The following is a 24,489-nucleotide window of genomic DNA, read 5'->3' as shown; positions in this document are numbered from 1 at the left end:
GCTACTGCGTCAGTTCGCGCAGGTCGGCCGAGGCGATGTGCCACGCGCGCTGCTCGGGCGTGGCACCGTCGACGACCGCGCGGCGCAGCGTGTAGGCGCCGACATAACGGCGCACGGTGCCATCGCGCGCGGTGGCTTCCACCGCGACCGGCACTTCGATGTAGCGCGATCCCATCGCGCCTTCCATGCGCGCGGGCGCATCCAGCGTCACGACGACATCGGCGGTGTCGGCGAAACCCGCGGCGAACTGCTCCGGCGTTTGCCCGCTCGAGCGGCCGCCGTCGCTCCACAACGCGTAGGCGCTCGCGTAATCCTTCGAACGAATCGCGTCGTAGTAGCGCTGCACGGCCTGCACGGCGTCGTCGGAGGTCGGTTCGGCCTGCGTCGCGGAGCCGTCGTCGTTCGCGCCGTCTTCCGACGCCGTGGGATCCGTATCGTCGATCGCGATGTCTTCCTGGTCGGCGATCGACGCGTTGTCTTCCGGCTGGCCAGGCCCCGGTGCCGCCGGCATGCCGGTGATCGAACCGCGCGTGCCTTCGGGCGTCGGCAGCGGATCCATCGCGCTGCCGTCGGGTCGGCGCGCGACGCCACCGGGCTTTTCGCCGCAGGCCGCGATCGACAGGGCGGCAAGGCAACACAGGCACAACAGGCGAACGCGCGGCATTGGAAGTCCGAAGGCTATTGGTCGAGGTGCAGGACGACCTTGCCGTCGCCGATCGTGGTTTCCCCGATGCGGCGCCCGGCCAGCGTCCCCCACGCATTATCGTCGAGACGATAGACCGGTTCCTGCTTCGCGTAATCGGAGAGCCAGGTATTGATCGCGCTGCGCGCCGGCGCGGTCATCGCGCCGCCGAGCGCGGGGACGTCGACGTCCATCAGTTCCGGGTCCACCAGGTGCAGGCCGCGCGTGGAAGGATCGAAACGCAATCCGCTCATCAGCGCGAAGTGCCCCGCGGTGGAGGTGCTGTCCATCCCCAGCCCGCCGAAGCCGACGTCGAACTCCATCCGGAGGCGATTGCTGTCTTGCGGGATCGTCAGACGCGGATGCATCACGCGCAGCGTGACCAGGCCGCCGAGCTTCTCGTAGTCGCGCGGGAATTGCCGGTCGAGGTAGCGCTGCAACTGCGGTTCGGAGAATGCGACCTGGTTGCCCACCAGGGCACTGATCGTCGTGCAGGCGGTCAGCAGGAGGGCAAGGGCGGCGGCGAAAGCGAAGGGCAGGGTGGGGCGGCGCATCCGGTGGTCTCCATCGAGCGATGCGCGCAGCGTGCGCCACCGATCGTGAATCGTCGATCCACCGGCGCCGGCCAAAAAAAACGCCCGGCGAACCGGGCGTCTTCTTGAAGCTTGGGTAGGCGCCTCAGGCGGCCGCGTCCTTGAGCTTCTTCAGCGGGCGCACCTTGACCTTGACCGAGGCCGGCTTGGCGGCGAACCACTGCTCTTCCTTGGTGAACGGGTTGATGCCCTTGCGCTTCGGCTTGGCCGGCACGTTGACGACGGTGATCTTCAGCAGGCCCGGCAGGGTGAACGCACCCGCGCCCTTCTTGCTGACCGAACCGTGCACGGCGCCTTCCAGCGACGACATCACGGCGCGCACGTCGCGCGGAGCGACGCCCGTCTGTTCGGAAATGTGCGCAACCAGGCCCGACTTGCCCAGCGCTTCCTTGATCGGCTTCGGCGCGGCCGACTTGGCTGCGGACTTCGGAGCGGCCTTCTTCGATGCGGCTTTCTTCTTCGCCATATGTGTCCTGATGACTCGTGTTTGAGTTGATGGAATGCCTGGTTGTCCCCCTCGGCCAGCGGAATGTAGGGCATGCCCGCGTTGCCGCCAAGCCCCGGAGGCGGTTTTTTTCGGGCTTTTTTTCAAGCTGCGGACGAGCGGGGCTTGTTTGGCCGTTCAATCCTCTTCGATCCGTGGCTTGAAAGCTTCCACCAGGCGTGATTGCACCTGCGCCGGAACCGGCTCGTAATGGCTGAAGTCGAGCGCGTAGCGCCCACGGCCGGCGGTCACCGATTTGAGCTCGGCGGCGTAGCCTTCCAGCTCCGAGAGCGGCACCTGCGCCCGGATGACGATCTCGCCGCCACGCAGCGAATCGGTGCCGCTGATGCGCGCGCGCTTGGAGGACAGCCCGCCGCTGATGTCGCCCATGTGCTGTTCGGGCGCGGCGACCTCCAGGTCGACGATGGGTTCGAGCACCTGCGGGCGCGCCTTGGATATCGCGTCCAGGAAGGCCTTCTTGCCCGCCGCGACGAACGCCACTTCCTTGCTGTCCACGCTGTGGTGCTTGCCGTCGTAGACGACCACGCGCACATCCTGCAGCGGATAACCGGCGACCGCGCCGGCGCCGAGCACCTGCCGCACGCCTTTTTCCACCGCCGGCATGAATTGCCCGGGGATCGTGCCGCCTTTGACTTCGTCGACGAATTCGAAACCGCCGCCGCGCGGCAAGGGCTCGATGCGCAGGAACACTTCGCCGAACTGGCCGGCGCCGCCGGTCTGCTTCTTGTGGCGATGGTGCCCTTCGGCGTTGGAACTCACGGTTTCGCGATACGCGATGCGCGGCGGGCGCGTGGTGACCTCCACGCCGTGCTTGTCCTTCAGGCGCTGCAACATCACGCGCAGGTGCAGGTCCGACAGGCCGCGCACGACGGTTTCGTTGAGCTCGCCATGATGTTCGACGGCGAAGGCCGGATCCTCTTCGGCGAGCTTGTGCAGCGCGCCGGAAAGTTTCTGCTCCTGGCCCTTGTGCGCCGCTTCGACGGCCAGGCCGAACATGGGCTTGGGGAATTGCGCCGGCGCCAGGTGGATCTGGTCCTCGTCGTGCGAATCGTGCAGCACCGCATCGAAATGCAGTTCGTCGATCTTGGCCACCGCCGCGATGTCGCCGGGCACGGCCTGCGCGACTTCGACGTGGTCCTTGCCCTTGAGCTTGAACAGGTGCGCGACCTTGAACGGCTTCTTGCCGTCGTCGACGAACAACTGCGTGTCCTTTTTCACCGTGCCCTGGTAGACGCGGAAGATGCCGAGCTTGCCGACGAAGGGATCGTTGACGATCTTGAAGACGTCGGCGATGACGTGTTTCGACGGATCGGGCTGCGCGTCGATCGGCGTGGCGTCGTCGCCCAGGCCCTTGATGAAATTCGGCGGATTGCCTTCGCCCGGATGCGGCAGGAGTTTGCCGGCGATCTGCAGCAGGTCGTCCATGCCCGCGCCGCTACGCGCGCTGACGAAGCACACGGGGACCAGGTGGCCTTCGCGCAGGCATTGCTCGAAGGCGTCGTGCAGTTCCTGCCCGGTCAGGCCGTCCTCGCCCAGGTCGAGGTAATGGTCCATCACCGTTTCGTTGACCTCGACCACCTGGTCGATGATCTTCTGGTGCCAATCGGCGATGGGGCCGAGATCCGAATCGCCTTGCGCGAGCTTGCCCGAATAACCGAAACAATCCACCACGCGCGTGCCGTTGTCGGCGGGCAGGTTGAGCGGGAGGACTTCGGGGCCGAAGGTTTCGCGCAGCGCTTCGAGCAGGCGCGCGTTGTCGGCTTCGGCGTGGTCGATCTTGTTGATGATGATGACGCGGCACAGGTTGCGTGCCTTGGCGTACTCCATCATGCGGCGCGTGCCGTATTCCACGCCGCCGCCGGCGTCGCAGACGATCGCGACGGTTTCCACCGCGGCCAGCGTCGACAGCGTGGGGCCGCGGAAATCCGGATAGCCCGGTGTGTCGAGGAGATTGACGTGCACCGGTTCGTTGTCGCTGGCGGTGTCGATACTTGCGATCGCCGCATCGATGGAGTGGCCGCGTTCCTTTTCGATCGGGTCGAAATCGGACACCGTCGTGCCACGCTCGATGCTGCCTGCCGTCTGGATCGCGCCGCCGGCATGCAGCAGGGCTTCGAAGAGCATTGTTTTGCCGGCGCCGGGGTGGCCTGCCAGGGCCACGTTGCGGATGTTTTCGGTCGTATAGGACATGAGGCCGTCTCTCCCGATGTGCGGGTGGAAGGAGGCCGTCATGGCTGTCCGCGGGTGCGAGACGAACCGGAGCGTGTCTGCCGTCCTGGCTGTTCGCCGGGCGGGCCGTCATGGCGGGGGCCCCGGCGGGAAAGCCGCCGGGACAGCAAATCTCCCGCAGCCGCGGTGAAGGGTCAAGCATGGCGGTGGAGTAGGCTGGCCATCCCCCACCCGTGCGCAAACGGAGCGTAGTGCCATGGCCTCGATCACCCGCAAAGCCACCGCCCATTGGGAAGGCGACCTCAAGTCCGGCCAGGGCCGGCTCGACACGCCGCAAAGCGGCCTGCTGGCGGGCACGCGCTATGGCTTCAACACGCGCTTCGGTGCCGAGAAAGGCACCAATCCGGAAGAACTGATCGCCGCCGCGCACGCGGGCTGCTTCACCATGGCCCTGTCGGCCAAGCTCACCGAAGCCGGCCACCCGCCGCAATCGCTCGACACCCAGGCCGAAGTGGAGCTGGGCATGGACGGCGGACCGACGATCTGCGAGATCCGCCTCAAGACGCAGGCACGCGTCGCCGGCCTGGATGCGGCGAAGTTCCGCGCGCTGGCCGACGATGCCAAGCAGAACTGCCCGGTGTCCAAGGCCCTGAGCGCCGTTCCGATCTCGCTGGAAGCCGAATTGCTGGCGTGAAGGCTTGACGCTGCACAACGCGCGCTGACGATCTGCTGTCGGCGCGCTAAATGCGTTTGGCTGCAAGCGTTTCCACGCCCGATCGATTCAGGGTGCATTGCCCGCCGCGACTCGACGATCCCCTCGCGCCATCCCGGCGCTTGGAGTCACGCCATGAAGCGCTTGTCCGCCACCTTGCTCGCACTGGGCCTGGCCGCTGCCGTGGGAACGGCGTCGGCGCAGACGTACGGCGGTTATTCGAACGGGGGTTATTCGAACCCCGGCTATTCGAACCAGTCCAACGCGATCTACGACTGGGCGCGCGTCGTGCGCGTGGATCCGGTGATCGATTCGCGCTACTCGTCCGGCTACGGCAACAACGGGTACGCCAACAACGGTTACGTCAACAACAACGGCAATCGCTGCTACACCTCCGGTGGTTCGTATCCGACGAACGGCGGGTACAACAACGGCAACTACGCGTCGAACGACCCGTACTACCCGCAGCAGGGCCGCTACGGCACCGATACCGGCCGCACGGTCGCGACGGTCGTCGGCGGCCTGGCCGGTGCGTTGCTCGGCAGCAAGGTCGGCGGCGGCAGCGGGCAGGTGGCCGCGGCGGCGATCGGTTCGATGGTCGGTGGCCTCGCCGGCCGCCAGGTGTACGAAGGCACGCAGCGCCGCAAGTACGAGCGCAGCAGCGTCACGGTGTGCGACGACCAGTACGGCAACAACAACGCCGGCTACAACGGCAACAACAATTACGGCAACAACAACTACGGCAGTTACAACGCGGGCAACGATGGCCGCGTCGTGGGCTACGACGTCACTTACGAATACGCGGGCCGCCAGTTCAAGACCCGCACCGACCACCACCCGGGCGACCGCATCCGTGTGCGCGTGGACGTCAATCCGGAACAGTGATTCCAGGGAAGGGGGTCGCGTCTTGCGGCCCCTTTTTTTTCGTCACGGCCAGTCGATGTGCCCTTCGACGACCGTGCACGTGCGACCGCCCGACCAGACTTCGCCATCGGCATCGACCGTGAGTTCGATGATCGCGTCGTGGCCGACTTCGCGGCCCTGGCTGATGCGATAGAAACCACCGCTCCCCGGCAATGCGCCCTGCGAAGACAGATACGCGGCCAGCGTCGCGTTCGCTGCGCCCGAGGCCGCATCTTCGAATTGCGCCGGCGCGCCGACCCAAGCGCGCACCGCGAGGTAGTAGACCGGATCGCGGCTGCGCGCGAAGACGCACACGCCCATGCTGTCGGTGTCCTGCGCGAGTTTGCCGATCGCGGCCCAGTCGGGCGAAGCGGCGCGCAACGCGGCTTCGTCCGCCATTTCCACCAACCACCAGCGGCGCCCGCCTTCGACCAGCGCCGGCGGCAATGCGCCGAGCGGCAGGCCGGCGAGGGCGGGGGCCAGGCGCGGATCGTCGGGCGACGCGGCTTCCAGCACCCGCGAACGCGGCGTGCGCACGGCGATCGTGCGTTTGCGACCAGCGCCCGTCACGCGCAGCGGGAGTTTGCCGGCGATGCCGTCCTGCACGAGCAACCCATCCTCGACTTGCGCCAGCCCCGCGGCGAGCGCGACGTGCGCGCTGCCGACGCTCGGGTGGCCGGCGAAGGGGACCTCCCGGCGCGGCGAGAAGATCCGCAGCCGATAGCTGCTGTCGGCCGAGGCCGCCGGGAACAGGAAGGTGGTCTCCGGCAGGCGCGTCCAGCGCGCGATGGCCTGCATCGCCGCATCGTCGAGCCCTTGCGCATCCAGCACGACCGCGAGGGGATTGCCGGCACCGGGCCGGTCGGCGAACACATCCACCTGCATGTAGCGGCGCAAGGCCATGGCAATACCCTAGAATCCCGGAGCCGCATTTTGCAGGCATCTGGCGCGAGAGTCGCGCATTCCGGGAAGACGACGGGGATCGGTGGTGTCGCAACCAGTGCGGTGGGTGGTCTTGAAGTTCGGTGGCACCTCGGTGTCGCGTCGCAATCGCTGGGACACGATCGGCCGCCTGGCGAGCAAACGGGTCGGCGAAGAAGGCGTGCGCGTGCTCGTCGTCGTGTCCGCGCTCTCGGGCGTGACCAACGAGTTGCAGGCGATCGCCTATTCGGCGCCCGGCGAAGCCTTCGATCACCGCATCGATGCACTCGTCGAACGCCACCGCGCGTTCTGCGCGGAGTTGGATCTGGATCCCGACGCGGTCCTTGGCGAACGCCTGGGCGCACTGCGCACACTTGCGACCGATGCACGCGCACCAATGCGCGCGCTTTCCTGGCAAGCGGACGTCCTCGCGCAGGGTGAGTTGCTGTCCTCGACGCTCGGCGCGGCCTACCTGCGTTCGCAGGGCCTGGATTTCGGTTGGAGCGATGCGCGCGACTGGCTCGATGCGGTCTCGTTGCCCAACGCGAGTCCGTGGGCGCAGCGCCTGTCCGTCAATTGTCGCTGCGCACCCGATGCCGCCTTGCAGGCGCGCTTCGATGCGCAACCCGCACCGATGTTGGTGACGCAAGGCTTCATCGCACGCCACGACGATGGCGGCACCGCGATCCTGGGTCGCGGGGGTTCCGATACCTCGGCGGCGTATTTCGGCGCCTTGCTCGGTGCATCGCGCGTGGAAATCTGGACCGACGTGCCCGGCATGTTCAGCGCCAACCCGCGCGAAGTGCCCGATGCGCGCCTGCTCACGCGCCTGGATTACGCCGAAGCGCAGGAAATCGCGACGACCGGCGCGAAGGTGCTGCATCCGCGTTCGATCGCACCTTGCCGCGATGGCGGCGTGCCGATCACCATCCTCGACACCGAACGCCCCGATCTTCCCGGCACGCGCATCGACGCGAGCGCCGCGACGGTGCCCGGCGTCAAGGCCATCAGCCGTCGCAACGGCATCGTGCTGGTGTCGATGGAAAGCATCGGCATGTGGCAACAGGTGGGCTTCCTCGCCGACGTGTTCGAGCGCTTCAAGCGCAACGGGCTGTCGGTCGATTTGATCGGTTCGTCCGAAACCAACGTCACCGTGTCGCTGGACCCCAGCGAAAACCTGGTGACGACGAACGTGCTGGAAACCCTGTCGGCGGATCTTGCCGAAGTCTGCCGCGTGAAGGTCATCGCGCCCTGCGCTGCGATCACGCTCGTCGGCCGCGGCATGCGTTCGCTGCTGCACAAGTTGTCCGACGTGTGGGCGACCTTCGGCCAGGAACGCGTGCACCTGATCTCGCAGTCGTCGAACGATCTGAACCTGACCTTCGTCGTCGACGAAGCCGACGCCGACGGCATGCTGCCGCAGCTGCACGCCGAGCTGATCCGTGGCGGCGCGATGCCGGTGCAGGACACCACGGTCTTCGGCCCGAGCTGGCGCGACATCGCGCACGGCAAGCCGGCGCGTCGCGTGCCGTGGTGGGCGGGCAAGCGCGAAGCGTTGCTCGCGATCGCCGGCCACGCCACGCCGACCTACGCCTACGACCTGGCGACCGTGCGCGACCGCGCGCGCGACCTGGCGTCGATCGATGCGATCGACCGCCGCTACTTCGCGATCAAGGCCAATCCGCATCCGGCCATCCTGCGCACGCTGGTCGAAGAAGGCTTCGGCCTGGAATGCGTGTCGATCGGCGAACTCGAGCATGTGTTCCGCACCGTGCCGTCGCTGTCGCCCGAGCGCGTGTTGTTCACGCCGAGTTTCGCGCCGCGCGCCGAATACGAAGCCGCCTTCGCGATGGGCGTGACGGTCACGCTCGACAACGTCGAAGCGCTGCAGCGCTGGCCCGAGGTGTTCCGCGGCCGCACGATCTGGTTGCGCCTGGACATCGGGCACGGCGGCGGCCACCACGCGAAGGTGAACACCGGTGGCGTCGCGGCGAAGTTCGGCCTGTCGCTGCAGCGGTTCGACGAATTCGTCGCGCAAGCGCAAAAACTCGACGTCCGCATCATCGGCCTGCATGCGCACATGGGCAGCGGGATCGACGACCCGCGCCATTGGCGCGTGGTGTACGCCGAACTCGCGGGCATGGCCGACAGCGTGGGTACCATCGAATCCATCGACATCGGCGGCGGCCTGCCGGTCGCCTACACGCCCGATGCGGAGGACTTCGACCTGGGCGCATGGCGCACGGGCCTGGAGGAAATCCGTGCCGCGTATCCGCGCTTCAAGCTCGTGGTCGAGCCAGGTCGCTTCATGGTGGCCGAATGCGGCGTGCTGCTGTTGCATGCCACGCAGGTCGTCGAAAAGGACGGCGTGCGCCGCGTCGGTTGCGACGCGGGCATGAACGCGCTCGCGCGCCCCGCGATGTACGGGGCCTACCACGGCATCCACAATCTCTCGCGGCTGTCCGATGTCGACGTACTGGATTTCGACGTCGTCGGCCCCATCTGTGAAAGCGGCGACGTGCTGGGCCATTCCCGCCTGTTGCCGGCGGCGACGGCGGAAGGCGACGTGATCCTCGTCGCCGACGCGGGCGCCTACGGCATGGCCATGGCGAGCACCTACAACCTGCGCGCGCTGCCCGCAGAGGACACCATCGAATGACCGGCTGGACTTTTTCGCGCGACGCGATCCGCGCGTTCCGCTTCGTGCGCAACACCTTCGATGCCGCCACCGGCGTGGCGCAGCTGGTCTACGCCTTCGACGAGGGTCCGGAGCTGATCGAAACGATCACTTTGCCTGGCGCTCCGTTCACGCTGGACGGCGCACGCGCGGACGCCGCGCAACGTGCGCTGCGCTTGCTGCATTTGCTGGCGGGCGTGAGTTACTACAAGGCGGCCGTGCCCGCGGAGATCCGCATCGAAGGCGAGCCCATCGATGCGGCGACGGCGTCGATGCTCGATTCGTTCTATCTCAACGGCCTGGGCGAGTTCGCCTATCGCAACGGGCTGCACCTGCACGAGCGCATCAAGTTCCCGCACTGGGGCGACAACGCGCCTGCAGCGCCCGCGGTCGGCTTGCCCGAGCACGCGCTCGTCGCGATCGGCGGCGGCAAGGATTCGCTGGTGTCCATCGAGGCGCTGCGCGCTGCGGGCGTCGCGCAGACGGTCACGTGGATCGGCGGTTCGCAGTTGATCAAGGCCTGCGCCGAACGCACCGGCCTGCCGACGCTCAACATCGGGCGCGCACTCGCGCCGGCCTTGTTCGAATTCAATCGACAGGGCGCGTTGAACGGACATATCCCGGTGACGGGCGTGAACTCGGCGATCATGTTGTTCGCCGCGATCGTGCTCGGCGCCGACCAGGTCGTGTTCTCGAACGAGCGCTCGGCGAGCTATGGCTCGCTGATCCCCGGCACCGGCGAGGTGAACCACCAGTGGTCGAAGGGCTGGGCGTGGGAGCAGACGCTCGCCGACTACGTGCAGTCGCATGTGGCGGCCGACCTGCATTACTACTCGTTGCTGCGGCCGATGAGCGAGCTCGCGGTCGCGCGGCAGTTCGCGAAGACCGACCGCTACGATGCGCACTTCTCCAGCTGCAACCGCAACTTCCACCTGCTCGGCGAACGTCCCGCGAACCGCTGGTGCGGTGTTTGTCCGAAATGCCACTTCGTGTTCCTCGCGCTGGCGCCGTTCATGCCGAAGCCGCGCCTGGTCGGCATCTTCGGGCGCAACCTGCTCGACGATCCCGCGCAGACCGCCGGTTACGACGCGCTGCTGGAATACCAGGACCACAAGCCCTTCGAATGCGTGGGCGAGGGGCGCGAATCGCGCGCCGCGATGGCCGCGCTCGCCGCGCGTCCGGAATGGCGCGAGGATGCGCTGGTCGAACGCTTCGCGCGCGAGATCGCGCCGCAACTCGATGCGGGAGAACTCGATGTCGCGGGCTTGATGGTGATCGACGACGAGCACCGCATTCCTTCCGCGCTGTGGGCCAAGCTGCGTGCGCATTTCGTCGCTTGACGGCAAGCGCGTCGCCCTCTGGGGCTGGGGCCGCGAAGGGCGCGCGGCATATCGCGCGCTGCGTGCGCGCCTTCCGCACCAGGCGTTGACGCTGTTCTGCGATGCGGCCGAAGCCGAGCAGGCCGCGGAACTGCACGACGCTGCGTTGACGACATGCACGCACGTCGACGGCGATGCGCTCTCCGCGTTCGACGTGGTGGTCAAATCGCCGGGCATCAGTCCGTATCGCAACGAAGCGGTGTCTGCCTCCGCGCGCGGCACGCGCTTCATCGGCGGCACGGCATTGTGGTTCGGCGAGCATGCGTCGAACGGCCACGGCAGCACCCTCTGCGTCACCGGGACGAAAGGCAAGAGCACCACGACCGCATTGCTCGCGCATCTCCTGCGCGCGGGCGGGCATCGCACCGCGCTCGCGGGCAACATCGGCATGCCGATGCTCGAATTGCTCGACGCCGATGCTTCCGCACAGGATGCACCCGCCTATTGGGCGATCGAGTTGTCGAGCTACCAGACCGGCGATGTCGCCGATAGCGGTGCGCGGCCCCATGTCGCCATCGCGTTGAATGTCTTTCCCGAACACCTCGATTGGCACGGCGGGCAAGCGCGCTACGTGGCCGACAAGTTGCGCCTGGTCACCGACGCGCGTCCGCGCATCGCGGTGCTCAACGCAGCCGACCCGACGCTCGCCGCGTTGCGCCTGCATGCGGATACGCAGGTGCGCTGGTTCAACCGCGAAGACGGTTGGCACCTGCGCGGCGATGTGTTGTATCGCGGCGATCGCGAAGTCTTCGACACCGCATCCTTGCCGCTGCCCGGCCGCCACAATCGCGGCAACCTTTGCGCGGTGCTGACCGCGATCGAAGCGCTGGGACTGGATGCGGCCGCGCTCGCGCCGCATGCCGCGGCCTTCCGCCCCTTGCCGCATCGCCTGCAGACGATCGGCGTGCGCGAGGGCATCACTTACGTCAACGATTCGATCAGCACCACGCCGCATGCGAGCCTCGCGGCGCTGGCGTGTTTCGCTGATCGGCGCGTCGCGCTGATCGCCGGCGGCCACGACCGCGGCATCGATTGGTCCGGGTTCGCCGACGCGATGCACGCGCATGCGCCCGCGGCCATCGTCACGGTCGGGCAGAACGGACCGAAGATCCACGATCTGCTCGAGCCGGTCGCGCTCGGCGGCGGGTTTGTCTTGCGCGCGGCGACCGACCTGCCCGACGCGATGGACCAGGCACGCGCGGCCTTGGCGGGCGAGGGCGTCGTGCTGCTTTCGCCCGGCGCGCCCAGCTTCGGCGCCTACAAGGACTACGTCGCGCGCGGGCGCCATTTCGCGGCGCTGGCGGGCTTCGACCCCGACGCGATCAGCGCGATTCCGGGCATCGGCATCGACTGAGCGTTCACGCCATGGACGCGTTTCCGGCGTAGTCTGCCGCAGCAGAACACCACCCAGGCAAACGGAGTCCGCCATGCGTCGCACGATGTTCGGTCGATCGTTGTTCGCGTTGATGCTTTGCGTTTTCGGGATGTCCGCCGCGCACGCCGAGATGCAGGCCAGGCCGGTCGAATGGAAGGTCGGCAAGGACACCTTCAGCGGTTACCTGGTGTACGACGACACGAATGCGATCAAGCGCCCCGGGCTGTTGATGGTGCCCGATTGGTACGGCGTCACCGATTCGGCGATCGCCAAGGCCAAGCATGTCGCCGGCGACGATTACGTCGTGCTGCTCGCCGACGTGTACGGCAAGGGCGTGCGCCCGAAGACCGATGCCGACGCGCAGGCGCAGGTGAAGAAACTCTACGACGATCGCGCGAGTTTGCGCGCGCGCGCGACCAAGGCGCTCGACGTGCTGCGCACCGCGAAGGACGTCCCGCTCGACACCAAGCACATCGGCGCGATCGGTTATTGCTTCGGCGGCGCGACCGCGCTGGAACTGGCGCGCAGCGGCGCGGATGTCTCGGCCGTGGCGACTTTCCACGGTGGCCTGAACACCACGATGCCCGCCAAGGCAGGCACGGTGAAGGCGAGCATCCTCGTCCTGAACGGCGCCGACGACCAATACACGGCCGGCGACATTCCCGCGTTCGAAAACGAAATGAACGCCGCGCGCGTGGACTGGCAGTTCGTGAACTTCAGCGGCGCGGTGCATTGCTTCGCGCTGCCCGATGCGAACAAGCCGCCGGGCTGCATCTACAACGAACTGGCGATGCGGCGCGCCGAACGGATGATGCGCGTGTTCTTCGCCGAACGCTTCGCAAACTGACGGCTGTCATCCCCCTTCCAAGGGGGATCGAGCGCGCAAAGCGCGCTCGAGGGGGATAACGCGTCAGCGATCCCGAGACACCGAATACCGCGCCAATCCCCGCAACGCATCGGTCGCCACATTCGCCGGCAGCGCATCCAACGCCGCCTCCGCCGCTTCGGCGAATTCGAAAGCGCGCGCGCGGCTGTAATCGAGCCCGCCGGTCGCGTTGATCGCGGCGACCACCTGCGGCATCGCCTCCACGTCGCCGTGTTCGACGGCATTGCGCAAGGCCGCGCGCGTGGGTGCGTCGCTGTGGAGGATCGCGTGGATCAGCGGCAGCGTGGCCTTGCCTTCGGCGAGGTCGTCGCCGAGGTTCTTGCCCAGGGCGTCGGCGTCGGCGGCGTAGTCGAGCACGTCGTCGGCGATCTGGAAGGCATAGCCCAGTTGCAGGCCGTATTCGTGCATCGCATCGCAGGTCTTCGCATCGGCGCCGGCGAGCAATGCGCCCAGGCGCGTGGCGGCGGCGAACAGGACTGCGGTCTTGCGCTCGATCACGCGCAGGTACGCCGCCTCGTCGGTGTCGGGGTTGCGCACGTGCAGCAACTGCAGCACTTCGCCTTCGGCGATCTGGTTGGTGGTGTCGGCGAGGATGCGCATGACTTCCATGCGGTCGAGTTCGACCATCAACTGGAAGCTGCGCGAATACAGGAAGTCGCCGACGAGCACGCTCGCCGCATTGCCCCACACCGCGTTGGCCGTGCGGCGGCCGCGGCGCAGGTCGGATTCGTCGACGACATCGTCGTGCAGCAGGGTCGCGGTGTGGATGAACTCGATGACCGCGGCGAGCTGGTGCGCGTGCGGGCCGCGATGGCCGAGCGCGCGCGCGGCGAGCAACAGCAGCATCGGGCGCAGGCGCTTGCCGCCGGCGCCGATGATGTACTCGCTGACCTGGTTGATCAGCACCACGTCGGAGGCCAGGCGCTTGCGGATCAGCGCGTCGACGGCGGCCATGTCCTCCTGCGCGAGGGCCTGGATCGCGGGCAGGTCGGGGAGGCTGCGGTCGGGGGCTGCGTTCACGTCGGAGGCGGGCAAGGCGGCAGGGCGGGCGGCAATTATAGGCAGCCCCGCACATTCACCGTCCCGCGTTTGCCGCACGGGGTGGGGGCATGAGACCATTCGCGGGTACAACCAGCACCACCTGTCGCGTGGGAGAGACCGGTTCGACGCCGGCGCCGAAGGAGCAACCGCCCCGGAAACTCTCAGGCAAAAGGACCTCGCGGCAGACACAATCTGAAAAGTGACCGGCGGTCTCGCACCGCGCGTCCCGGAGTTCCTCCCCCATCCGGCCGCGCGAACCCTGCATGCGACCCGTCCCGGCCCGCCGAAGGAGTAACGCTCTCAGGCGAATAGACAGATGGGGCGCCCTATTTCACCAAGGCGCGCCCATGACCACCCCGCTGGATACCCGCAACGAATTCATCGCGCGCCATATCGGCCCGCGCGAGGCAGACACGCAGGCGATGCTCGACCTGCTCGGCCACGCCTCCCTCGACGCGCTCACGCAGAGCGTCGTTCCCGCCAGCATCCGCGGCACCGCGGTCCTCCCGGCCAGCGATGGCCTGGGCGAAGCCGAAGCGCTCGCGCAACTGCGCACCTACGCCGACAAGAACCAGGTCCTGCGTTCGTTCATCGGCCAGGGCTACTACAACACGCACACGCCCGCGCCGATCCTGCGCAACCTGCTTGAGAACCCCGCGTGGTACACGGCCTACACGCCGTACCAGCCGGAGATCTCGCAGGGCCGCCTGGAAGCGCTGCTCAACTTCCAGACGCTGGTGTCCGACCTGACGGGCATGGAAATCGCGAACGCCTCGCTGCTCGACGAAGGCACCGCGGTGGCCGAAGCGATGACCTTCTGCAAGCGCCTGTCGAAGAACAAGGGCGCCAACGCGTTCTTCGTTTCGAATCATTGCCATCCGCAGACGATCGACGTCGTGCGCACGCGCGCCGAACCGCTCGGTTACGAAGTCGTCGTCGGCGACGAGTTCGCGCTGGACGATGTCTCGAAGTTCTTCGGCGCCGCGCTGCAGTACCCGGCGACCAACGGCGACGTGCACGACCTGCGCGCCATCGTCGGCAAGTTCCATGCGGCCAATGCGCTCGTCGCGGTCGCCGCCGATCTGCTCGCGCTGACGCTGCTCACGCCGCCGGGCGAATTCGGCGCGGACCTGGCGATCGGCAGCGCACAGCGCTTCGGCGTGCCGCTGGGCTTCGGCGGCCCGCACGCGGCGTATTTCGCGACCAAGGATGCGTTCAAGCGCGACATGCCGGGCCGCGTGGTCGGCATTTCGATCGACCGCCACGGCAAGCCGGCCTATCGCCTGGCGATGCAGACGCGCGAACAGCACATCCGCCGCGAGAAGGCGACTTCCAACATCTGCACCGCGCAGGTGTTGCTGGCCAACATCGCGAGCATGTTCGCGGTCTACCACGGGCCCGAAGGCCTGCAGGCGATCGCCGAGCGCACGCACGCGCTCACCGTGATCCTCGCCGCGGGCCTGAAACAGCTCGGCGTGCAGGTCGAACAGGCCACGTGGTTCGACACGATCACCCTCGCCACCGGCGGCCGCACCGGCGCGCTGCACGACAAGGCGCGAGCGGCGGGCTACAACCTGCGCGAGATCGATCCCTCGCGCTTGGGCATTTCGCTCGACGAAACCACCACGCGCGGCGACATCGAAGCGCTGTGGCATGTGTTCGCCGGCGAAGGCGCGGCGATCCCCGACTTCGATACGCTGCGCGGCACCGACGCGACGCTCCCCAAGGGCCTGCGCCGCACGTCGAAGTTCCTGCAGCACGCGGTGTTCAACACGCATCGTTCCGAAACCGAGTTGATGCGCTACCTGCGCCGCCTGGCCGATTACGACCTCGCGCTCGACCGCACGATGATCCCGCTGGGCTCGTGCACGATGAAGCTCAACGCCGCGAGCGAGATGATCCCGGTGACCTGGCCGGAGTTCGGCGCGCTGCATCCCTTCGCGCCGGAAGACCAGGCGCTGGGCTACGCGAAGATGACGCAGGACCTCGAACGCATGCTGTGCGAGGCCACCGGTTACGACGCGGTTTCGCTGCAGCCCAACGCCGGTTCGCAGGGCGAATACGCGGGACTGCTCGCCATTCGCGCCTACCACGCCAGCCGCGGGGAAGGGCATCGCGACATCTGCCTGATTCCCTCCTCGGCGCACGGCACCAACCCCGCGACGGCGAACATGGCCGGCATGCGCGTGGTCGTCACCGCGTGCGATGCGCGCGGCAACGTCGACCTCGACGATCTGCGCGCGAAGGCCGCGCAGCATTCGGACAAGATCGCGGCGATCATGATCACGTATCCCTCCACGCACGGCGTGTTCGAGGAAGGCGTGCGCGAGATCTGCGACATCGTGCATGGCCACGGCGGCCAGGTGTACATCGACGGCGCGAACATGAACGCCATGGTCGGCCTGTGCGCGCCGGGCAAGTTCGGCGGCGACGTCTCGCACCTCAACCTGCACAAGACCTTCTGCATTCCGCACGGCGGCGGCGGCCCGGGCGTCGGCCCGATCGGCGTGAAGTCGCACCTCGCGCCTTTCCTGCCGGGGCATCGCACCGGCCACCTCGCGCGCAAGGACGGCGCAGTGGCTGCGGCGCCCTACGGCAGCGCGAGCATCCTGCCGATCACGTGGATGTACATCCGCATGATGGGCGGCACGGGCCTGCGCCTGGCCTCGCAGATGGCGATCCTCAACGCGAACTACATCGCGCGCCGCCTCGAAGAGCATTACCCCGTGCTGTACGCCGGCCACGAAGGCCTCGTCGCGCACGAATGCATCCTCGACCTGCGCCCGCTGAAGGACAGCAGCGGCATCAGCGTCGAAGACGTGGCCAAGCGCCTGATCGACTTCGGCTTCCACGCACCGACGATGTCCTTCCCCGTCGCCGGCACGCTGATGATCGAGCCGACGGAAAGCGAATCGAAGGAAGAACTCGACCGCTTCTGCGAGGCGATGATCGCGATCCGCGAAGAGATCCGCGCGGTCGAGAGCGGCGTGCTGGACAGAGAGGACAATCCGCTGCGCAACGCGCCGCACACCGCCCAGGAAGTGGTCGGCGAGTGGACGCATCCGTACTCGCGCGAAGCCGCGGTGTATCCGCTGCCGTCGCTCGTGGCCGGCAAGTACTGGCCGCCGGTGGCGCGCGTGGACAACGTCTACGGCGACCGCAACCTCGTCTGTTCCTGCCCGCCGCTCGAGGCTTACGCCGAGTAAGGGCAACGGCCGGCGTTGTGCACTGCGCAATGCCGGCCTTCCCGGCGACCGTCCTTCCCCTGCAGTGCGCCGCCGGTCCGGGGGGCACGCCTGCCGACGCCTCGTCGTGCGCGCTCGTCACCCGGCGCGCCGGACGGGGCTAGCATCGGCGCATGGAAACCTCCGCTGCCGTCGCTGTCGACAAGCGCAAGCACGCCCGGTTCAACGTGTTGTGCGCGGTGCTCGTCGCGCCGAACGGGCATTCGCACGAGGGTTACATCCTGGATCTGTCCGAAGGCGGCGCGCGCGTGGACCTCGTGCCGGGGTGGACGCCTTCCGACGGCACGCAACTGCGCATGTTCTTCGACGTGACCGACGGCGACGCGATCACTTTGCAGACGCACGTCGCCTGGGTGGCGATCGACCACATGGGCCTGCGCTTCGACGCCGAACAGGGCGCCGAGATCGAGCGCCTGATGGAAGCCGCCGGCGCGGTGTGATCGCGGCTAGGCCGAGTCGGTTTCGCGCGCGAGTTCGATGAGGTCGCGGATGTTGCGCGCGCCGAGCTTGCGCATGATCTTCATCTTGTAGGCGCTGACCGTCTTGTTGCTCAGGCGCATGTGCTCCCCGATGTCGCGGTTGGACTGGCCGGCGACCAGGCAGCGGAACACTTCGAACTCGCGTTCGGTCAGGCGCGTGACCGGACGGCCGTCGGTCTGTCCGTCGCCGGCCAGCATCAGCAGTTCCTGGTTGAAGTAGGACTTGCCGCGCGCCACCACGAGCGCGGCCATCGCGATTTCGCTCATCGCATCGGTCTTGTGCACGAACCCGTTGGCGCCGGCACGCAACGCGCGCAGGCCGCTTTCGTGCGCCTCGCCGCCGGAGACGACGAGGATGCCCACGCCCGATCCACCTGCACGCAGGCGCGAGATCACCTCCACGCCGCCGAGCACGGGAACGCCCAGGTCGATGATCAGCAGGTCCGGTTGCAGCGTGCGCACCGCCGAGAGGGCCGCGCCGCCGTTGTCGTGCACGGCGACGACTTCGAAGGTCTCGTTGATTTCCAGCAGGTCTTTCAGTGCGGCCGACACCATGGGATGGTCGTCGACGATGATGACTCGATACATGGATCTGGCCCTGGTTGGACGAAGGTGGCGAGCGAGCGCGCCCCCGCGATCGCATGCGACCCGATTCTAGGCACGCGATCGCCGTGGACGACGGCAGGTGGTGCAGATCTGCACCAAGGGGCACGCGTGTCGCACAGGGACGACATCGCGAAGGCGCGGATTAGAAGGCAAGCGCCAATCCCGCGAAACGCACGGAGTACAAACATTCGCAGAGTTAAGACGTTTCCAGTCCGCATCCGCGCTGATTCATCGATGCGCAAGTGGCGGACTGCCCTGGGAGGGCGGCGGGTCCGCGATGTCCGCCCCCGGGCGCCGGACGGGCCGCGGGTGTGATTCCGCCGACAGGTCGGCAGGCGCCGTCCCCGGCCGCTGGTACCATGTGCGCACTGGCCCGCCGGCCCCCCGCGACCGGCCGTACCCATCCCGCATTCGAGGACACGCACTCCATGGCACGTGGCATCAACAAGGTGATCCTGGTCGGCAATCTCGGCAACGACCCGGAAACCAAGTACACGCAGGGCGGCATGGCCGTCACCTCGATCAGCCTCGCCACCACCAGCGTGCGCAAGGACAAGGAAGGCAACACCCAGGAACGCACCGAGTGGCACCGGGTGAAGTTCTTCGGAAAGCTCGGCGAAATCGCCGGCGAATACCTGCGCAAGGGCTCGTCGGTCTACGTCGAAGGCTCGATCCGCTACGACAAGTTCACCGGCCAGGACGGTGTCGAGAAATATTTCACCGACATCGTCGCCGACGAGATGCAGATGCTCGGCGGCCGTGGTGAAGGCGGCGGTGGTGGCGGTGGCGGTGGTGGTCCCCGCGCCGAGCGCGGCGGCGACCGCCCGCAGCGTTCCGCGCCCCCGCAGCGCCAGGGCCAGGGCCAGGAAGGCGCACCGCGCCGCGATTCCGCGCCGCCCGCCCGCGACTTCGGCGACGACTTCGCGGACGACGACATCCCGTTCTGATCGCGCGTCGCCGCGGCCTCGTGTCGCGGGCGGCAACGATGCAGGACACGCGGCCCGGGAGAGGGGCCGTTTTACCGGGGAATGTCCCCATCGCCGGTCTGGGGCGGCGACTCGCAAGGCACTGGAGGCTGATGTGACGACCTGGTTGGTGACCGGCGGCGCCGGATTCATCGGCGGCAATTTCGTACTCGACGCGGTTCGCCGCGGCGTGCGCGTTGTGAACCTCGATGCGTTGACCTACGCGGGCAACATCGACACGCTCGCGCCGCTCGCCGGCGACGCGAACCATGTGTTCGTGGAAGGCGACATCGGCGATCGCACGCTTGTCGATCGCTTGCTGCGCGAGTACACACCCGATGCAGTGATCAACTTCGCGGCCGAGAGCCACGTCGATCGTTCGATCGATGGCCCGGCGGCGTTCGTGCAGACCAATGTCGTCGGCACGCTCGCCCTGCTCGAATCCACGCGCGATTACTGGAAGTCCCTGCAGGGCGCGGCGAAGGACGCCTTCCGCTTCCTGCACGTCTCCACCGACGAGGTCTACGGCTCGCTGGGCGACACCGGCAAGTTCACCGAAACCACGCCGTACGCGCCCAACTCGCCGTACTCCGCGTCGAAGGCCGCCTCCGACCACCTGGTCCGCGCCTTCCACCACACCTACGGCCTGCCGGTCCTGACGACCAACTGCTCGAACAATTACGGGCCGTACCAGTTCCCGGAAAAGCTCATCCCGCTGATCATCGCGCGCGCGCTGGCCGGCGAACCGCTGCCCGTGTACGGCGACGGCAAGAACGTGCGCGACTGGTTGTACGTCGGCGACCACTGCGCCGCGATCCGCACCGTGCTCGCGGGCGGCCGCGTCGGCGAAACCTACAACGTCGGGGGCGATGCCGAGCGCCAGAACATCGATGTCGTGCGCACCATCTGTGCGCTGCTCGACGAACGTCGCCCGCGCGACGACGGCAAGAAGCGCGAATCGCAGATCACCTTCGTCACCGATCGCCCCGGCCACGATCGCCGCTACGCGATCGACGCCGACAAGTTGAAGGGCGAACTGGGCTGGAAGCCCGAACACACCTTCGAACAGGGCATCGCCGACACCGTCGACTGGTATCTCGCGCACCAGGACTGGGTGGGTCGCGTGACCGACGGCAGCTATCGCCTCGAACGCATCGGGACGGCCGCATGACGCCGGCGCGCACGACGGCACGCAAGGGCATCATCCTCGCCGGTGGTTCGGGCACGCGCCTGTATCCGATCACCAAGGCGATCAGCAAGCAGCTGCTGCCCGTCTACGACAAGCCGATGATCTACTACCCGCTGAGCGTGCTGATGCTCGCCGGGATCCGCGACGTGCTGATCATCAACACGCCGCACGAGCAGGCCCTGTTCCAGAACCTCATCGGCGATGGCTCGCAGTGGGGCATGAACATCGAATATGCCGTGCAACCGAGCCCCGACGGCCTGGCGCAGGCGTATCTCATCGGCGAGAAGTTCGTCGACGGCAAGCCGAGCTGCCTGGTCCTGGGCGACAACATCTTCTACGGCCACGGCCTGACGGAGTTGTTGCAGCGCGCCGACGACCGCACCGACGATGCCGCCACCGTGTTCGGTTACTGGGTGCGCGATCCGGAGCGTTACGGCGTGGCCGAGTTCGACACCGACGGGCGCGTGGTCGGCCTGGAAGAGAAGCCCGCCAAGCCGCGCTCCAACTACGCCGTCACCGGCCTGTACTTCTACGACGGCAACGCGAGCGAATACGCCGCCAAGCTCAAGCCCTCGGCGCGCGGCGAACTCGAAATCACCGACCTCAATCGCGTGTACCTCGAGCAAGGCCGCCTGCACCTGGAGAAACTCGGTCGCGGTTACGCATGGCTCGACACGGGCACGCACGAATCGCTGGTCGAGGCCTCGACCTACATCGAGACGATCGAAAAACGCCAGGGCCTGCGCGTCTGCTGCCCCGAAGAGATCGCCTACTTCAACAAGTGGATCGATCGCGACCAATTGGAAGCGCTGGCCAAGCCGCTCGCGAAGAACGGTTACGGCCAATACCTGCTCAGCCTGCTGGAACACGGACGCGTCGAATGAAAGTCGTCGAAACGCAATTGCCCGGTTGCGTGGTGATCGAACCCGCCGTTTGGGGCGACGCACGCGGTTTCTTCTACGAAGCGTGGAACGCCGAGCGCTTCGGCGCGCTCGGCTTGCCGACCAACTTCATGCAGAGCAACGTGTCCTCCTCCAGCCGCGGCGTCCTGCGCGGCCTGCACTACCAGTGGCCGAACCCGCAAGGCAAGCTGGTGAGCGTGCTGGAAGGCGAGGTGTACGACGTCGCGGTCGACATCCGCCGCGGTTCGCCGACCTTCGGCCAGCACGCCGGCGTGATCCTCAGCGCCGACAACAAGCGCCACTTCTGGGTGCCCGAAGGCTTCGCGCACGGGTTCGCGGTGTTGTCCGAACGCGCGCTCTTCAGTTATCTGTGCACGGCGCCGTACGACAAGGCGGCCGATGCCAGCATTCGCTGGAACGACGCGCAGCTGTCGATCGACTGGCCGATCGGGCATCCGTCGCTGTCGGACAAGGATGCGAACGCGCCTTTCCTCGCAGACGTCGCACCCGAACGCCTGCCAGTCTTCGCGGCGCCATGAACGTCCTGCTCCTCGGCGGCGACGGCCAGCTCGGCCGGCGCCTGCGCGGCACGCTCGCGCCGCTGGGCGATGTCGTCGTCACCTGCCGCAGCGGCACGCTGTCCGACGGCACGGTGTGCGAAGCGCTGGACCTGGCCGACCTGGACGCGATCGACGCACTGATCGCGCGCGTCGCACCCGACGTCGTCGTCAACGCCACCGCGCATACGGCGGTGGACCGCGCCGAGTCCGAACCCGAGCTTGCGCACCGCATCAACGCCGAAGCACCGGCGCGCATCGCCGCCGCCTGCGCCGCGCGCGATGCGTATTTCGTGCATTACTCGACCGATTACGTCTTCGACGGGCAGGGCACGCGCCCGTACCGCGAGGACGATCCGACGGCGCCGCTCGGCGTGTACGGGAATTCGAAGCGCGCAGGCGAAGTCGCGATCATCGGCAGCGGCGCACGCCACGCGATCTTCCGCACCGCGTGGGTGTACGACGTGCACGGCCACAATTTCCTGCGCACGATGCTGCGCGTGGGCGCCGAGCGCGAAGAACTGCGCGTCGTCGATGACCAGGTCGGTACGCCGACTCCTGCATGGCTGCTCGCCGACGTCACTGCGCAGGTGCTGCGCGCACCGGATCGCCGCAACGGCCTGTGGCACCTGGCCACGACCGGCAAGACGAGTTGGCACGGCTTCGCAACGGCGATCTTCGAAGGCGCGGTTGCACGTGGCCTGCTCGCGAAGGCGCCGCGCGTGGTGCCGATTCCGACGTCCGATTACCCCACGCCTGCCGCGCGCCCCGCGTATTCGGTGCTCGACACCAGTGCCGTGCAACGGGATTTCGGCATCGCGCTGCCGGATTGGCATGCGGCGCTGGACGCCACGCTCGACCGGATGCCGCCCGTCACTTGACCCCGTGCATCCACCGCTTCAACAGCGGCGTGATCACCAGGAACACCACCGCCGAACCGATGCCGATCCACAGCATCAGGTGGAACAGGTGCGCGTACTTCCCCGCGGCATCGACCACGTCGATCGCACCGCCTTCCGGAATTTCGATCGAAGCGAGCTTGCCGAACGAGGCCGCCAGCACTTCCGAATACGCCGTCGCGAGCCAGAAGCCGCCCATCATCAACCCGACGACTTGCGCGACCGACAACTGCGTCACCGCCGACAGGCCGATCGGCGACAGGCACATCTCGCCGAATTCGAGCAGGAAGTAGGCGAGCACCAGCCACCACACACTCGCCATCGCGCCGGGGCCGACGGTGTGCGCCGCCGCGAGTAGCGGCAGGAACGACAGCGCGGCGAACAACAACCCGATCGCGCTCTTGAGCGGCTTGCTCGGATTCGCGCGGCGCTTCTCCAGCCACGGCCACAGCCACGCGAAGAAGGGCGAGAGCAGCACGACGAAGAACGAGCCCAGGAAGGTCAGGGATCCCGCCGTTTGCGGCACCAGCACGACATCGCGGAAGCACGCGACCGCCATCGCGAGCACCCAGATGGCGACGAGCGTGCGCGCGAACGCGCGTTTCCCCGCATCGCTCGCACGCAAGGCCATCACGATCAGGACCGGCGAACCCGCCATCAACCAGATCGACCACGGCAGCGTGCCGCTCGCATCGCTCACCAGCGACGGGAACATGTCCTTCGTCATCAGGCGGTCGGTGAAGGTCAGCCACGAGCCGTAGGTCTGCTCGTACAGGGTGAAGAACACCAGCACGCCGAGGATGATGATCAGCAGCGCGATCATCTGCTCGCGTTGTTCGCGCGAGCAGCGCGCGACGACGTACCAGACGAACCACGCGAAGAAAAACGCGGCCACCACGTGCATCGACCAATGCACCGCGCCGGTGGTCTGGATCAACCGCCACACCACCGCCACGCCGGCGATCGAGCCCAGGTAGATCCACCATTCGCGCGAGAGTCCCGCCACGCGCGTGCGCAGCGCCGCCGGATCGCGCGGCTCGGCGTGGCCATGCAAATACTTCTGTCCCCACAGGAACATCGCCAGCCCCGCGAGCATCCCGACGCCCGCCGCGCCGAAGCCGTATTTCCACCCGTAGGTTTCGCCGAGGAACGCGCAGATCAAGCCGGCGAACAAACCGCCGACGTTGATGCCCGCATAGAAGAGGGTGAAGCCCGAATCGCGTCGCGGATCGTCGTCGGCGTAAAGCTTGCCGACGATCGTCGAGATGTTCGGCTTGAGAAAGCCCACGCCCATGATGATCAGCGCGAGCGAAGCGTAGAAGACCTGCAGCGCGCCGGCGTCGCGGACCATGACGCCGTTGACCCGGTGCGCGGCTTCGCCTTCGACCGCCATGCCCAGGTGCCCGAGGCACAACAGGATGCCGCCGAGGACGACCGCCTTGCGCATCCCGAGCCAACGGTCGGCGAGCAGGCCGCCGATCACCGGCACGGCGTAAACCAGGCCGCCATAGGCGCCGATCAGGTCGTAGCCCGCGTCGTCGTTGAACCCGTGGTGCTTCAGCAGATAAAGCAGCAGCAACGCCTTCATCCCGTAGAAGGAGAAGCGCTCCCACATCTCGGTGAAGAAACAGACGAAGACGCCCTTCGGATGCCCGAGGAAGTCTTCGCTGCGCGGAATGTCGGTGTAGGCGGTGACGGACGACGACATCGCGCTGGCTCCCCCCGGGGCCGGACAGGCGCCGCGAGTATAGGCCGCGGGGCCTGCGCGCTGGACTTGTGACCGGCCGTCCGCTTAGGGTGGGCC

Annotated in this window: 21 protein-coding genes and 1 riboswitch; of the genes, 13 read left to right on the top strand and 8 right to left on the bottom strand. The window is 67.4% G+C overall.

Annotation, left to right across the window (positions count from 1 at the left end):
* Position 1: 1 nt before the first annotated feature.
* The 4 genes from AC1DOM_RS04375 to fusA all read right to left on the bottom strand — a co-directional run bounded on the left by AC1DOM_RS04375 (position 2) and on the right by fusA (position 3,970).
* Entirely contained in the window at positions 2-664 is a 663-nt protein-coding gene (locus AC1DOM_RS04375) for a hypothetical protein (RefSeq protein ID WP_498960607.1), read from the bottom strand.
* 14 nt (positions 665-678) lie between these two features.
* Positions 679-1,236, bottom strand: coding sequence for a DUF1439 domain-containing protein (locus AC1DOM_RS04370; protein WP_498960605.1), 558 nt, complete (start codon positions 1,234-1,236; stop codon positions 679-681).
* 124 nt (positions 1,237-1,360) lie between these two features.
* Positions 1,361-1,741, bottom strand: coding sequence for an HU family DNA-binding protein (locus AC1DOM_RS04365; RefSeq protein WP_498960603.1), 381 nt, complete (start codon positions 1,739-1,741; stop codon positions 1,361-1,363).
* A gap of 156 nt (positions 1,742-1,897) precedes the next feature.
* Positions 1,898-3,970 carry an elongation factor G gene (gene fusA / locus AC1DOM_RS04360; RefSeq protein WP_498960601.1) on the bottom strand — a complete coding sequence of 691 codons (2,073 nt, stop codon included), beginning with the start codon at positions 3,968-3,970 and terminating at the stop codon, positions 1,898-1,900.
* A 235-nt stretch (positions 3,971-4,205) separates the two neighbouring features.
* On the opposite strand from fusA, the gene AC1DOM_RS04355 reads away from it, so the two are divergent.
* Positions 4,206-4,643: an OsmC family protein gene (locus tag AC1DOM_RS04355; RefSeq protein WP_498960599.1), complete on the top strand. Its 438-nt coding sequence runs from the start codon at positions 4,206-4,208 to the stop codon at positions 4,641-4,643.
* 153 nt (positions 4,644-4,796) lie between these two features.
* On the top strand, positions 4,797-5,546 hold the full coding sequence (locus AC1DOM_RS04350) for a glycine zipper 2TM domain-containing protein (RefSeq protein ID WP_498960597.1): 750 nt from the start codon (positions 4,797-4,799) through the stop codon (positions 5,544-5,546).
* A 42-nt stretch (positions 5,547-5,588) separates the two neighbouring features.
* Here AC1DOM_RS04350 and AC1DOM_RS04345 read toward each other — a convergent pair whose 3' ends face one another.
* The gene (locus AC1DOM_RS04345) at positions 5,589-6,467 is read right to left on the bottom strand and encodes a PhzF family phenazine biosynthesis protein (protein ID WP_498960595.1); all 879 of its coding nucleotides are present in this window, start codon (positions 6,465-6,467) and stop codon (positions 5,589-5,591) included.
* 85 nt (positions 6,468-6,552) lie between these two features.
* Here AC1DOM_RS04345 and AC1DOM_RS04340 point away from each other — a divergent pair, with 85 nt between their 5' ends.
* From AC1DOM_RS04340 to AC1DOM_RS04325, 4 genes are all read left to right on the top strand, one after another.
* On the top strand, positions 6,553-9,144 hold the full coding sequence (locus tag AC1DOM_RS04340) for a bifunctional aspartate kinase/diaminopimelate decarboxylase (protein ID WP_498960593.1): 2,592 nt from the start codon (positions 6,553-6,555) through the stop codon (positions 9,142-9,144).
* Complete coding sequence (murL, locus tag AC1DOM_RS04335) at positions 9,141-10,502, top strand: UDP-N-acetyl-alpha-D-muramoyl-L-alanyl-L-glutamate epimerase (protein WP_498960591.1); 1,362 nt, start codon at positions 9,141-9,143, stop codon at positions 10,500-10,502. Before AC1DOM_RS04340 ends, murL begins: the two co-directional genes overlap by 4 nt.
* On the top strand, positions 10,483-11,895 hold the full coding sequence (gene murD / locus AC1DOM_RS04330) for a UDP-N-acetylmuramoyl-L-alanine--D-glutamate ligase (RefSeq protein ID WP_498960589.1): 1,413 nt from the start codon (positions 10,483-10,485) through the stop codon (positions 11,893-11,895). The genes murL and murD overlap by 20 nt, the downstream gene beginning before the upstream one ends.
* A gap of 85 nt (positions 11,896-11,980) precedes the next feature.
* Positions 11,981-12,763: a dienelactone hydrolase family protein gene (locus tag AC1DOM_RS04325; RefSeq protein ID WP_498961265.1), complete on the top strand. Its 783-nt coding sequence runs from the start codon at positions 11,981-11,983 to the stop codon at positions 12,761-12,763.
* Positions 12,764-12,826: 63 nt separating this feature from the next.
* Here the strand turns inward: AC1DOM_RS04325 and AC1DOM_RS04320 are convergent, their stop codons facing one another.
* On the bottom strand, positions 12,827-13,822 hold the full coding sequence (locus tag AC1DOM_RS04320; RefSeq protein ID WP_498960587.1) for a polyprenyl synthetase family protein: 996 nt from the start codon (positions 13,820-13,822) through the stop codon (positions 12,827-12,829).
* A gap of 119 nt (positions 13,823-13,941) precedes the next feature.
* A riboswitch (glycine riboswitch) is annotated at positions 13,942-14,030 on the top strand.
* Between the two features lie 160 nt (positions 14,031-14,190).
* Between AC1DOM_RS04320 and gcvP the strand changes: the two genes are divergently transcribed.
* Both gcvP and AC1DOM_RS04310 read left to right on the top strand, forming a co-directional pair.
* Positions 14,191-17,049, top strand: a complete 2,859-nt coding sequence (gene gcvP, locus AC1DOM_RS04315) for an aminomethyl-transferring glycine dehydrogenase (protein WP_498960585.1) — start codon at positions 14,191-14,193, stop codon at positions 17,047-17,049.
* 152 nt (positions 17,050-17,201) lie between these two features.
* Complete coding sequence (locus AC1DOM_RS04310; RefSeq protein ID WP_498960583.1) at positions 17,202-17,528, top strand: PilZ domain-containing protein; 327 nt, start codon at positions 17,202-17,204, stop codon at positions 17,526-17,528.
* Positions 17,529-17,534: 6 nt separating this feature from the next.
* On the opposite strand, the gene AC1DOM_RS04305 is transcribed toward AC1DOM_RS04310, so the two are convergent.
* Entirely contained in the window at positions 17,535-18,155 is a 621-nt protein-coding gene (locus AC1DOM_RS04305) for a response regulator (protein WP_498960581.1), read from the bottom strand.
* Positions 18,156-18,601: 446 nt separating this feature from the next.
* Between AC1DOM_RS04305 and ssb the strand changes: the two genes are divergently transcribed.
* From ssb to rfbD, 5 genes are all read left to right on the top strand, one after another.
* A complete protein-coding gene (gene ssb / locus AC1DOM_RS04300) occupies positions 18,602-19,120 on the top strand; it encodes a single-stranded DNA-binding protein (protein ID WP_498960579.1) in 519 nt (172 codons plus the stop codon).
* Positions 19,121-19,253: 133 nt separating this feature from the next.
* Complete coding sequence (gene rfbB, locus AC1DOM_RS04295) at positions 19,254-20,309, top strand: dTDP-glucose 4,6-dehydratase (RefSeq protein ID WP_498960577.1); 1,056 nt, start codon at positions 19,254-19,256, stop codon at positions 20,307-20,309.
* On the top strand, positions 20,306-21,211 hold the full coding sequence (rfbA, locus tag AC1DOM_RS04290) for a glucose-1-phosphate thymidylyltransferase RfbA (protein ID WP_498960575.1): 906 nt from the start codon (positions 20,306-20,308) through the stop codon (positions 21,209-21,211). Before rfbB ends, rfbA begins: the two co-directional genes overlap by 4 nt.
* Complete coding sequence (rfbC, locus tag AC1DOM_RS04285) at positions 21,208-21,768, top strand: dTDP-4-dehydrorhamnose 3,5-epimerase (RefSeq protein WP_498960573.1); 561 nt, start codon at positions 21,208-21,210, stop codon at positions 21,766-21,768. Before rfbA ends, rfbC begins: the two co-directional genes overlap by 4 nt.
* Entirely contained in the window at positions 21,765-22,667 is a 903-nt protein-coding gene (gene rfbD, locus AC1DOM_RS04280) for a dTDP-4-dehydrorhamnose reductase (RefSeq protein ID WP_498960571.1), read from the top strand. Before rfbC ends, rfbD begins: the two co-directional genes overlap by 4 nt.
* On the opposite strand, the gene AC1DOM_RS04275 is transcribed toward rfbD, so the two are convergent.
* Entirely contained in the window at positions 22,660-24,393 is a 1,734-nt protein-coding gene (locus tag AC1DOM_RS04275) for a peptide MFS transporter (RefSeq protein ID WP_498960569.1), read from the bottom strand. The two genes, rfbD and AC1DOM_RS04275, sit on opposite strands and share 8 nt — an antisense overlap.
* Positions 24,394-24,489 lie beyond the last annotated feature (96 nt).

The sequence above is a fragment of the Lysobacter sp. P5_B12 genome, from assembly GCF_056400425.1.
This window is presented reverse-complemented; position numbering and strand designations above follow the sequence as displayed.